Raw genomic sequence first — 12,009 nt, 5'->3', positions numbered from 1 at the left:
TCACCCTCCGATCTGCACGCTCGGGCACCCGGACGTGACCGGCGAGCCGCAGCCCGCCGCATCGCCCACCCGGACGGCCGGCCGGCCGCCGATGAGCACCGTGGAACTGCCGGGCGGGGCGAGGGCGCTCGGGGCGTGCGCGGCGGGCGAGGAGCACTGGTGCGCGGTGCCCACCGTGGCCGCGGGCCGCCCGCCGATCAGCACCGTGGGCTCTCCGGGCGGGCCGATCACCCCGGGATGCCCGGTGGGGTCGCCGACGCGTGCGGCTGCTGGCATGTGCTGTGCCCCCTGCCTGGTCCTGATCCGTCCGGTGCCGTGCCTGTTCGTGCCGTGCCTGTTCGTGCGGTGCCTGTCCGTGCCGTGCCTGTCCGTGCCGTGCCGGGCCGTTCAATTGATGCGCACCATGGGCGCGTTGACGGTCAACGTGCTGCCGCCGCGGAGCTCGGTGCGGCTGCTTCCGTTCACCGACACCTGGCCGCCCCGCACCTCCACCGCGCCACCCGTGGACAACCGCACCTCTCCGGTGCCGCCGTCCACCTGGACCCCGGTGCGGGCCGTGAGCTTCACCGAGTCGCCGGTCAGCTCCAGCGTGCCGCTGCCCGCGTCCAGCGCGACGCCGCTGCCCGCCTTGATCGAGACCTGCTCCCTCGCCTCGATCTCCACCGTGCCGTCGCTGTGCACCACGATGGTGGTGCCCCTGCGGTCGAGGTTGATCCTCAGCTTGCCGTCGCCCGTCACCAGCCGTACGCCCTGCGGGCCGTTCGCGGCGTCCAGCAGCTCCAGCTTGTTTCCGCCGCGCGAGCCGAACGCGCGCTTGTTGACGGCCCCGCTCGTGGGGTCGACGGCTTCCGCCTCCTCACCGTTCCCCTGGCCGCCCTGGCCGCCCTGGCCGCCCTGGCCTCCGGCCTGTGGCTGTCCGCCTCGCGCCTGCCCTGGCCTGTCCTGGCCGTTGTAGAGCGCGGCGAGCACGTAGGGACGGTCCAGATGACCCTGTTCGAACCCGACCAGCACCTCGTCGCCGACCTCGGGGATGAACGCCTCCCCGCCTCCGGTACCGCCCGACTGCGCGGTCCGCGCCCAGTCGCTCGCGTACTCGTCGGACAGCCACGGGAACCGCACCTTGACCCGGCCCAGACCCTCCGGGTCCTTGGTGTCCGTCACCGTGCCGTTCGCCAGCCCGGAACACCGCGAGCCCCCGCCGGCGCCGCCCCCCGGGCCGCCGCCGGTCAGCCCGAACAGCGAACGCTCCTGCTGCCCGGAGACCGTCACCCAGGTCTCGTAGCCGCGGACCGGATCGAAGACATGCCGGGAGGACGTCACCGTGTACCGGCCCTCGAAGGGCGCGCCCACCCCGGCCAGCGCGACCGCGCCGCCCGCCCGTACCTCGGGATTGCCCCGGATCACCGCCTCCAGTTCGGCGAACGACCCCGCGATCCGCGCGGCGAGGGCCTTCGCCGCCTGGTCCACCCGGGCCTGGTTCTCGTACGGCACGTCCGACACCACGAAGTCCGCCTCGCCGAACGGCCGCACCACCTCGGCCGCCGTCACGCCCAGCTCCAGCGTCGCCGTCCCGCCGGCGTCGGCGCGGCCGACCAGCGGCTGCTTGGTCCTCATGTCCCACCCCCGCACCTCGACCGCCGACACCTGTTCGGCGGCGGACACCCCGGCCCGGCAGCGCAGCAGGTTGTCACCCATCTCCAGGACCAGGGGATCGCGGTCGGCCCGCGCGGACGTGTCCGGAGCGGCACTCGCCCCCGTGGGCCTGACGACGTGCAGCCGGCCGTCCGTCACATGGATCTGGGCACCCGCCTCCTCGGCCAGCGAGCGCAGGAACTCCCAGTCGCTGACGTTCGGTTGGGCCACGTGCTCCAGCACGGGGCCCGCCACCTCCACCGTGCCCGGTTGCAGCCCCGCCCGCCGCGCCACCCGCACGCAGATGTCGGCGAGCGTCATGTTCTGGTAGCTGGCCACCCGACGGCCGCGGAAGAGGCGGTGCGCATCGTCCAGCCCCCGCACCACCGTGAACGTGCCCGTGTCATCGATCTCCACCTCCAGCGCCGTCACGCTCCCGGTGAACAGCGGCCGCGGCGACGGACCTCCACCGGCGCCGGCCAGCAGCCGCACCCGGGTGCCGATCCGCACCCCCGTCTGCTCCAGCAGCACCCGGCCGGGGTCACGGAAACGCAGCACGAACAGGTCCGGCAACGTGCGGCTGTCGTCCACGTACCCCTCGACCAGGGTGTTCGCCACGGCCGGCGGCAGCGGACGGCCGTCGAACTCCACCGCCAGCACCTTGGCGACGCTCTGATTGACCATGACCGGCCTCACCGACCCCCGTCGTGTCCGTCGCCGCCGTCACCGCCGCGCTCCAGTTCGTCCAGCGCGGGCAGCAGCAGCTCGCGCCCCTCGGACAGGCGCATCGGATCGTCGATCCCGTTCGCCTCCGCGATCGTCCGCCAGGCCGCCGGGTCGCCGTACTCCCGCCAGGCCAGCAGCGCGAGCGTGTCGCCGGCGCGCACCCGGTGCACACGGCGCGCGTGCAGCGCTCCCGAGGTGGGGTTCTGACCGGGGGTCTCCCCGGTGATCTCCTCCATCGTGACCTGGCACACCGCGCGGATCGGCACCCCCGAGGTGGTGAACAGGGTGTACTTCGCCTGCACCTGGCTGACGTAACCGGGGAAGCCGGTGAGGCCGCCCCAGTGGAAGACCACCCACGGCGGCGAGGCCCGCTGCTGCTGCCGCGTCTCACTCGTCGGCACGCAGCAGGCGAACAGCTTCTCCACGGCGGTCACCACGCTGGTGTCCTGGGTGTCGCTCGCGTCGAAGAACATCTCCACGGTGAGCTTGCTGGGCTGCGGCCCCTGGTACTCGGGCGGCCCCGCGCTCTTCGCCCCCTTCGCCGGAGTCCGCTTCCAGGCCGCCGCCTTGGCCAGCGACAGCTCCTTGGGGTTGAACTGGAAGTCGATCCGTCCGCACGGCGCGCCCGGTGTCAGACTGCCGCCCGGCGGCGGGGTGCGCAGCTCCAGGTACGCGTGCTCCAGCTTGGGCCGGGCCCCGCCACCGCCCCCCTGGGCGGCCCTCGTCCCCGCGCCCGCCGCGCTGAACGCCACCGGCGAACTCACCGCTCAGCCCTCCATCACATAGCCGTGGTGGGCGATCTCGATGGTCTCCGTCGCCACCTTGGGGGACTCCGGGTTGAACGAGGGGCCGGTCCAGCGCACCGGCACCACCTCCAGCAGCCCCCACTGCGCCACCTTGCGGCCGTCGCCGGTACGCGCCTCGATGTGCGCCGTCCTGCGCCTGATGCCGGTGGTCATGCTCGCGAACCACTTGGCCACCTTCTCGGTGTCCCGGGTCAGCGGCCTGGACAGCTTGACGTTCGGGTACTTCAGGCGGGTCGGCAGCTGCCACACGTGGCCGTTGTTGCCGCCCTCCTCGCGCTGTTCGAGCACCACCTCGCAGCCCAGGCCCTCACAGGTGTTGAACGAGCCCAGTTCGATGCCGTCCACGGTGACGACGAAGCAGACGCTGACCGCGGGGTCATCGGTCACGGCCATGCCGTACCCCTCCTCTCCGTACTCGTCAGTGCCTGGTGTCGATCAGATGGCCGGCCCGTTCCCGGTCCAGCCGCAGCTCTGCCTTCAGCAGCCGGCTCAGCGGTGCGAACAGGGCGCGGACCAGTGCGTCGTCCACCTTCGGCGCGCCGGGCCCGGAGCCGCCGGACGCCGGGCCGCGGGCCTGGTCCCCGGGCTGCTCCTGTGCGGCGGAGGGTGCGGCGCCCGAGCTCTCGGGAAGGGGCTCGGGCGACGGCTCGGCGGACGGAGCCGGCGGGTCGGGCGGATCCGGGGGAGGCGGCTCGGAACCGGTTGCGTCCCGCTGGACGACCCCGGACGACGGTGCGGACGGCATGCGCTGGACGGCCGGGGGGAGCGGCACCGGGGCCGGCCGCGGACCGTACGGCGGCGCGGGACGGGCGGACGACACGGACGGCGGGTGGAACACCACCGAGCCGTCGGCCATGCGCTGCGCCACCCCTGCGGCGACGGCCGCCGCGCCCGCATCCGGCACCGGGCCGGACCCGGGACGGGACGGCTCCCGTGCGGCCATGGGCCCGGGACGGGACGGCTGCCGTGCGGCCATGGGCGGGGGAGTGGCGGGCGGAGCGACGGACCGCTGGGCCGACGGCACCGGAGCGGACCTGGACGGTGTCCCCTCCGCGCGGGCCGGATCCGCTCCCGCTGTCGCCGCCGGACCGTCGTCCGTCCCGGAGGACCACCGCAGCGGTACGACGCGCACCCCGGCGTCGCCCCCGCCGACTTCCGGCACGCCCTCGGCTCCCGGGGGCAGCACCCGGGAGAAGAGCGGCACCTGCCGCTGCGCGACGAGCGGCAGCACCGGCCCCGCCGCCGGGACCGGTTCGGCGGCCACCGGCATTCCGGCGGCCGTGGCCCGCTGGATCCGTACGGGCGTGGTGGTGGCGGGGACGGCCGGTTCCGGCTCCGGTGCCGGGCCGGTGTCCGCAGGAGGAACGACGAGCGGGTCGTCGGCGAGCAGCGGCCGGGACGCCGGGTCCGGCAGGGCGGCGCCGGGCTCGTCCGATGCCAGGGGACCACCGGTGCTCGCGGCGGGCCTGCGCTGGGCCGTGGGCGGCAGCCCGGTCAACGGCTCTCCCAGACCGAAGCCGTGCGGGCGTGCGGAGCCCGGCTCCACGGCCCGCTGGACCGGCGGCGGTGACGCGGACTCCGGTGCGGGCGGTGCCGGGGGCCCGTCCGTTCGCACACCGGGCCGCGGCTCCTCGACCGGCACACGTGCCAGCCGACGCAGCGGCATGTCCGGGGACGCGGCCGAGACCAGCGGCGCGGACGTCTCCACGGTGACGCCGCCGCCCGCGTCGTGCGGGGTGGACGGTTCGTCGAGCCCACCCCCGTCCACCGCGCGCTGCAACGCCACGACCGGGAGCCGCATTCCACTCGTCGCCGCCGCGCCCGTCTCGCGCGCCGCACCCCGGGCAGCCGGGGACACCTCACGGCTCACCGTCGGCATCTCGGCGGACGCGCTCGGCGCCACCAGCCCGTGGCCCAGCCCGGACGGCGCCTGCGGACTCACCAGATGGCCGGGCCGGGTGAGGAACGACGCGTCCCGCCAGGTGCCCAGGGAACCGCGGAACCCCGCCGGATCCGTCACCAGGGCGGGAGCGTCCACCGTACGCTGGAGTGGCGGCACCTCGCGCCACCCCGGGACGTGCGCGGGGGGACCGCTCGACTCCGGTGTGCTCGCCGACGCGGTGCGCTGCGCACCCTCGCCGCGGCCACGCCCACCGGTGAGCCGGGAAAGCCATCCCATCGGCGTCACCGCTCGTTCAGGCGGGCGACGTACTCGACGTACCGCAGCCGGTCCGGGTGTTCGAGATCGAGGATCTGGTCGAGGGACCAGTGGAAGTGGTAGGCGAGGTACGCGACTTCCTCATGGATCCGGTCGGCCGCGTACGTCATGATTCCCCCAGGCGACCACCACCGGACAGGTCCACCGCGAAGTTCTCCCGGCACGAGGGACAGGTGACCGCGGCGCGGGTGTGCCCCTCGGCGTTGATCCGGCGGTAGAAGTCCTGGAGGAAGGCGAGGTCGGAGGCGAACAGGTCCTCGACGACGCCGGGGTGGACGTCCTCGATCGTGCCGAGGCGCACGATCACCCGTGAGATCAGCACCACCGACAGGTAGGCGGAGTTCTCCCGGACCCGGTCGTCCCGCAGCGGTACCAGCTCGTCGCGGGCGGTCGCCAGCCGCATGACGCCGTCGCGGTGCACGGTCCCGGACCCGTCCACGTATCCGCGTGGCAGCTCGAAGGGGAACTCGGTACGCAGTGTGCCGGCCGGCCCGCTGCCGTCCGCTTCCGTGCCGGCGGGGGCGGACGCCGTGATCGTGCGCCGCATCAGTCGACTTCCACGCTTTCGTAGGTGATCGACAGCTTCTCCGTCAGCACCGAGGTGTCGCCCGCCTTGAGCGTGCTGATCTCCAGCGACTTGGGCCATGCGTTGATCAGCTTGTAGCGCTTGATCGGGATGCCCTCGTAGTCGTAGACGATGATCGAGCCGTTGCGGCGGGCGTTGACCATCCTCCCGAACCGGGAATCCTTGATCCATCGCTCGAAACTGTTGTCCTCCGTCAGACCGCGGGTGACGGTGACCTCACCGGCCTTGGGACGGCCGGGCAACTTCTTGATCGCGTACTTCCCGTCGGCCGTGTTCTGCTTCAACTCGATGACGTCCTGCTCCATCTTCAGACCACTGACCTCGGTGATCTGCTTGATGAGGACGCTGTCGAACTCAAGGCCGAAGGAATGTCCCACGGAACTGTCGAGCTCGGGGAGCGGCATGCAAGCCTCCTAGAATCCGTCCGTCGTGAGGGCCCTCGCAGCACCCACCGTCACTCGTCGACCCCGCCCGACCCCGCTGACAGCTGCGCGAGCCGGAACACCACGAACTCCGCGGGCTTGACCGGGGCCACCCCGACCTCGCAGATGACCTGGCCCGCCTCGATGGACTCCGGAGGGTTGGTCTCGCGGTCGCACTTCACGTAGAAGGCCTCGTCCGGCGTCAGCCCGAAGAGAGCGCCCTTGCGCCACTCGTTGACCAGGAACGCCGAGATGGTGCGCCGGACACGGGCCCACAGCGCGTCGTCGTTCGGTTCGAAGACCACCCACTGGGTTCCCGCAAGGATCGACTCCTCCAGGTAGTTGAAGAGCCGTCGTACGTTGAGGTACCGCCACGACGCGTCGTCGGCGAGCGTACGCGCGCCCCACACCCGGATACCCCGGCCGGGAAACGCGCGGATGCAGTTGAGCCCGATGGGGTTCAGAAGGTCGTGCTCGCCCTTGGTGATCTGCGTCTGCAACCCGACCGCGCCGCGCAGCACCTCGTTCGCCGGCGCCTTGTGCACCCCGCGCGTCTCGTCGTTGCGCGCCCAGACACCCGCGACATGCCCGCTCGGGGGCACGAAGGCGTCGCGGCCCACAGCCGGGTCGAACACCTTGATCCACGGGTAGTAGAGCGTGGCGTACTTGGAGTCGAACCCCGCCGTCTCCTCACGCCAGGTCTTGATCTGACGCGGGCTCAGTCCGGGCGGGGGATCGAGGATGGCGATCCGGTCACCCATCGCCTCGCAGTGGGTGATCAGTCCCCGCTGCACCGAGATGACCGTCTCCAGATCCAGCGCCCCGCGCTGGAACGCGCTCATCAGGTCGGGTGCGGCCACCATCGTGACCTCCTCGACGGCCTCCAGACCGCCGAACCCGGTGCGCCGGTCAGGGTCGCCGACGTACGCGTCCGCCGACAGCGTGTCGGGCACCGCGACGGCCCCCGCGCCCGGCCCGGCTCCCGGCGCCGCAACCAGCGTCACGGACTGCGCCTCGGGGCGGGCGGGCGCCGCCCCCTTGCCGGACTCCTCCAGCCGGATGAGCTGTGAGCGGGCCCTGACCTGGGTGGCCACGTTGTCCTTGCTGCGCTTGGTGGTCACGGACGGATACGTCTCGGCGACCACCCCGTCCCGCTTGACGATCAGGGTGAAGACGTCCTGCGGCGGGTCCTCGCCCTCGGGATCGGCGACCTCGACGGTGATCTCCCCTGTGACACCGGGCAACATCTTGACGGCATACGGTCCGAGCTGACCCGTGGGCCCCGCGGCGAACTCCCGCGCCGTTCCCGCACCCGCCTCGTCCCGGTCTCCCTCCGGTTCGCCGATCCGTATGACGTAGCAGATGCCGCCGCCGTTGGAGAAGTACCCGTGGACGGAGGAGGCGAGGTACGTCCCCTCGACGAAATCACCGAAGACAGTGGTGAACTGCGTCCAGTTGGTGATCAGCGTCGGCTCGTTGAACGGGCCCTTCTGCGCGAACCCGATGAAGGCGGCGACCGAGGTCCCGACCCCCTCGATCGGCCGTGACCCGGATTCCACCTCTTCGACGTAGACACCCGGGGACAGGTACGACGGCATACCACTCTCCTTGACCGGGGAAACGACAGCGATTGTTCCCGGACGGACGATCCGCGTAGAGGGGCTTTCGGCCGCACCGGCGTACAGAACGCCGTGCCCGAAGGGGCAGTCCACGTCCCTTCCCCATCGGGCACGCCCCTCTGCCCCCGTCGCTACACCGCCTGTCACGGGCATGCCCGCGGTGAGTCGGCACCCTGAGGAGCATGCCGCGGACGTCACTGCCGCCACCGCCACCGCCGTCCCACCGCCGCCCGGCCGAGCGGGTGACGCGGTGACGCCGGCCCCGCGGAAGGAGTCGCAGACGGTCCGCCCCGCCCCGCCCCCGCGGCAGGCGGACACCGCTCCCGCGCCGGAGCGGACGCCTCCCCCCGCGCCTCCCGGGCGGGGGCTGACCCCCCAGGGTCTGCGGCGTCTCCAGGGTGCGGCCGGCAACGCGGCCGTCTCGCGTCTCGTGGCCCAGCGCTACACGGCCCCGGTGAAGCCGCCGCCGTCACAGGCGCCGGGCATGCGCAGGGTCACCGCCGACATCGCCGCCAAGAAGCAGAAGCTGGCCCAGCACAGACCCGCGACCGCCGAGTCCCGCTCGGCCCAGGACGCGGCGAAGGCCCCGCCCGACGACAAGGAGGCCCAGGGCAAGGCCGCCAACGCGGAGAAGATGAACGCGGCCAAGCCCGGTGAGTTCGACAAGGTGGCCTTCATCGCGGCGGTCAACGAGGCGATCGCCGCGCAGGCCCCCAAGAACCTCGACGAGGCGGACAAGTTCGCCGATTCCGGCAAGGCCGAGAAGGTCAAGGGGGCGGTCGACGGCAAGGTCACGGACGGCAAGAAGGCCTCGGCGAAGGACATCGAGACCACGACCAAGGCGGCCCCCGACACCTCCAAGGCCAAGGAGAAGCAGGTCGTCCCGATGCGCCCGGACCAGCCTCCGGCGAATCCGGGTGCGCCGAGCGCCGAGGACGCGACACCACGGCCACAGCCGCCCGAGGTCACGGACTTCTCGGAGGGCCCGAGGAAGACCGACCAGCAGATGGCGGACGCCGACGTCACCGAGGAGCAGCTGGCCAGGAGCAACGAGCCGGAGTTCACCGCCGCGCTGGGGGAGAAGCGGAAGGCCGAACAGCACTCGGCGACGGCTCCCGCCCAGGCCCGTACCGCCGAGAAGGCGCAGCTGGCGACCGCCAAGTCCGGCGCGGCGGCGGCCGGCGCCCAGGCGATGTCCGCCCTGACGGCCACCCGCACCGCGGCGGGCAAGCAGGTCGACGGCGGCAAGGGCGAGGCCAAGTCGAAGGACGAGCAGAAGCGGGCGGAGGTCACGGCCAGGCTCCAGAAGGTCTTCGACGCCACCCAAAAGGACGTCGAAGGAATCCTGGAGGGCCTGGACGGCAAGGTCGACAAGCAGTTCGAGGAAGGCGAGAAGAAGGCCCGGGACGCCTTCACCACCGACCAGAAGCGCCGGATGAAGGCGTACAAGGACAAGCGGTACGGCGGCTTCTGGGGCCCGGCAAAGTGGGCCAAAGACAAGATCGCGGGCATGCCGGAGGAGGCGAACCAGCTCTTCCAGGAGTCCCGCAAGCTGTACGTCCGCATGATGCAGGGCGTCATCTCGTCCATCGCGGACACGATCGGCACCGACCTCGGCAAGGCCAAGGCCCGCATCGCCAAGGGACGCGCGGAACTGAAGGCGGAGGTGGACAAGCTCCCCGCCGACCTGAAGAAGTACGGCGAGGAGGCGGCCAAGGACTTCGCGGGCAAGTTCGACGACCTGGAATCAGAGGTCGACGACAAGTCGAAGCAACTGGTCCAGACCCTGGCCCAGAAGTACACCCAGGCCCTCAACGCGGTCGACGAGGAGATCAAGAAGCTCCAGGAGGCGAACAAGGGCCTGGTGCAAAAGGCCGTGGACGCGGTCGCCGGGGTCATCAAGACCATCAAGGAGCTCAAGGACCTCCTGATGGGCATCCTGGCCAAGGCCGCCGCCGCGATCACGAAGATCATCAAGGACCCGATCGGCTTCCTGGGCAACCTGGTCCGCGCGGTGGGCGCCGGCCTCCAGCAGTTCGTCTCGAACATCGGCACGCACCTGCAATCGGGCCTGGTCTCCTGGCTGTTGGGCACGGCGGTGAAGGCCGGCATCGAGATCCCGTCCCGGTTCGACCTGAAGGGCATCATCCAGCTCATCGCCTCCCTCCTCGGCCTGACCTGGGCGAACATCCGTGCCCGCATCACCCGCAAGGGCGTCCCCGACCAGGCGATGAACACGGTCGAACAGTCGGTCCCGGTGGCGAAGGCCCTGGCGACGGAGGGCCCGGCCGGCGCGGTCAACGAGATCCAGGCCGAGGTGGGCGACCTGAAGTCCACGATCCTGGAGGAACTGAAGTCCTACCTGATCCCCACGGTCATCATCGCGGGCATCACCTGGATCATCTCCCTGCTCAACCCGGCGTCGGCGTTCGTCCGCGCGGTCAAAGGAATCATCGACATCGTCTCGTTCATCGTGAACCAGGGCGCCCAGATCGTGCAGTTCGTCAACGCGGTGCTCGATGCGGTCGTGGCGATCGCGGGCGGGGGCTCGGCGGGCGTCCCGAAGATGGTGGAAACGGCGTTGGCGGCGAGCGTCCCGCTGCTGATCGGGTTCTTGGCATCGCTGCTGGGGATCGGGGGGCTGGCCAACAAGATCAGGCAGGTGTTTCAGAAGGTTGCGCGGCCGGTTAATCGGGCTATCGACAAAGTCGCTGCCAAGATCGCCGCGTTCGGCAAGAAGATCTGGGTCAAACTCAAGAGTAAAGCCAAGGGCAAAGACAGCAAGAGTGCTGACGGGACGGGACCGAGCGGCAAACTGGACGCCAAGGCGATTTCCGTGGACGCGAAGGCGGCAGTCGAGCGGCTCGGCCGCGGCCCGTTCGCTCGCGAGGAGGTCGACGCGGCGCTCGCCCCAGTGCGCACCAAATATCGCACGGCGACCATCACCTCCGAGGACAACTTGTCGGCGCACTGGGGCGTCCACGTGCAGACAGCACGTGCCGACAGCAGGACGAACGCGTTCGACATCAAGGGCGCGCACGAGGAGATCTACAAGTCGCTCAGCACACCGCAGTCTCGGGCGATGCTGAACCAGCTTCAGACGACCGGCGGGATCGCGTACACGACGACGCTCCGCGAACTGATCCCGAAGAGCGACGCCGTGCGCGAGCAGATGCTCGCCAAGGGCTACAAGAACTACACCGACCCCAAGAAGTCCGGGCTTCCGGTCGACAGACTGAAGCGACAGCGTCAGAGGATCGAAATAATCCTGCGCCACGGCATCGCGGAGGAGCGGAAGCGCTCCGGTGACGAGGCCTGCGCCTCCATGCGGCAGCAGATGCAGGCCCTGGAGCAGGAACTGGCGCGGATCGGCGACCGACTGTCGGACGGCAGTGGATGGTCCGAGGCCGAGGAGAAGCACGTCGAGTTCCAGCTCAACGAGATAGCTGAGAATCTGCTCAAGATCTCACAGTCGCACGGCTACGAGTCGGAGGAGCTGCTCAAACATCCGTCAAAGTACGCTGTCAACGGCCGCCTGAAGAACAATTATGCGAAAGACGTCCGTAGATACTTCTACCCATCGGGATTCACCGCGGCAGCCGAGGGCGAGGTCTTCGACCGCGATCTGCCGGTCATGATCAAACGGAAGGAGGACCACCCGGAGCTGAAGAACCAGACCGGCTACAAGGACGACGAGTACTTCTACTGCAGTGGGGTCCCCAGCAAGTCCAATCGACCCCCGCACATCGCGCCGACGTCCGCAGCATCGGTGGACCACATGACTCCGGTGGCTTCGCACTGGAACGCACCGGGACACGGGGGAAGTACCGGAAGCAACACTCACCAGTTGAAGCGGAAAGACTGGTACAACATGGTGTCGAACCTGACATTACTGTGCGGCCCGTGCAACTCTGCGAAGCAGTCCGGCGGTGTGAATTATATGCCTGAAGTCGGGCCACTGTTCAAGGGACCGGACGATCCGTGAGGTGGCGCCCGCCTT

The 12,009-nt window shown here is 70.7% G+C and carries 10 protein-coding genes; 1 reads left to right on the top strand and 9 read right to left on the bottom strand.

Going from position 1 to position 12,009, the window contains the following annotated elements:
- The 9 genes from AQJ11_RS24820 to AQJ11_RS24785 all read right to left on the bottom strand — a co-directional run bounded on the left by AQJ11_RS24820 (position 1) and on the right by AQJ11_RS24785 (position 7,988).
- On the bottom strand, positions 1 to 276 hold the full coding sequence (locus tag AQJ11_RS24820; RefSeq protein WP_041664984.1) for a PAAR domain-containing protein: 276 nt from the start codon (positions 274 to 276) through the stop codon (positions 1 to 3).
- A gap of 111 nt (positions 277 to 387) precedes the next feature.
- Positions 388 to 2,316: a VgrG-related protein gene (locus AQJ11_RS24815; protein WP_059264429.1), complete on the bottom strand. Its 1,929-nt coding sequence runs from the start codon at positions 2,314 to 2,316 to the stop codon at positions 388 to 390.
- Between the two features lie 8 nt (positions 2,317 to 2,324).
- Positions 2,325 to 3,122, bottom strand: a complete 798-nt coding sequence (locus AQJ11_RS24810) for a CIS tube protein (RefSeq protein WP_059264428.1) — start codon at positions 3,120 to 3,122, stop codon at positions 2,325 to 2,327.
- Positions 3,123 to 3,125: 3 nt separating this feature from the next.
- Positions 3,126 to 3,557 carry a phage tail protein gene (locus AQJ11_RS24805; protein ID WP_014671029.1) on the bottom strand — a complete coding sequence of 144 codons (432 nt, stop codon included), beginning with the start codon at positions 3,555 to 3,557 and terminating at the stop codon, positions 3,126 to 3,128.
- Between the two features lie 25 nt (positions 3,558 to 3,582).
- Entirely contained in the window at positions 3,583 to 5,223 is a 1,641-nt protein-coding gene (locus AQJ11_RS24800) for a hypothetical protein (RefSeq protein WP_244218337.1), read from the bottom strand.
- A gap of 125 nt (positions 5,224 to 5,348) precedes the next feature.
- Positions 5,349 to 5,492, bottom strand: coding sequence for a DUF6760 family protein (locus AQJ11_RS48355; protein WP_014671027.1), 144 nt, complete (start codon positions 5,490 to 5,492; stop codon positions 5,349 to 5,351).
- Positions 5,489 to 5,929 (bottom strand): hypothetical protein, encoded by a 441-nt coding sequence (locus tag AQJ11_RS24795; RefSeq protein ID WP_014671026.1) that lies wholly within the window; start codon positions 5,927 to 5,929, stop codon positions 5,489 to 5,491. The genes AQJ11_RS48355 and AQJ11_RS24795 overlap by 4 nt, the downstream gene beginning before the upstream one ends.
- Positions 5,929 to 6,372, bottom strand: a complete 444-nt coding sequence (locus tag AQJ11_RS24790) for a phage tail protein (RefSeq protein ID WP_014671025.1) — start codon at positions 6,370 to 6,372, stop codon at positions 5,929 to 5,931. The genes AQJ11_RS24795 and AQJ11_RS24790 overlap by 1 nt, the downstream gene beginning before the upstream one ends.
- A 50-nt stretch (positions 6,373 to 6,422) precedes the next feature.
- On the bottom strand, positions 6,423 to 7,988 hold the full coding sequence (locus tag AQJ11_RS24785) for a phage tail sheath family protein (protein ID WP_059264426.1): 1,566 nt from the start codon (positions 7,986 to 7,988) through the stop codon (positions 6,423 to 6,425).
- Positions 7,989 to 8,493: 505 nt separating this feature from the next.
- Here AQJ11_RS24785 and AQJ11_RS24780 point away from each other — a divergent pair.
- Entirely contained in the window at positions 8,494 to 11,994 is a 3,501-nt protein-coding gene (locus AQJ11_RS24780) for a hypothetical protein (protein WP_244218336.1), read from the top strand.
- Positions 11,995 to 12,009: the final 15 nt, after the last annotated feature.

The sequence above is a fragment of the Streptomyces corchorusii genome (assembly GCF_001514055.1).
Taxonomy (GTDB): domain Bacteria; phylum Actinomycetota; class Actinomycetes; order Streptomycetales; family Streptomycetaceae; genus Streptomyces; species Streptomyces olivaceoviridis.
Note: the sequence above shows the minus strand (reverse complement) of the source record. Positions and strands in the feature narration are given on the sequence as shown.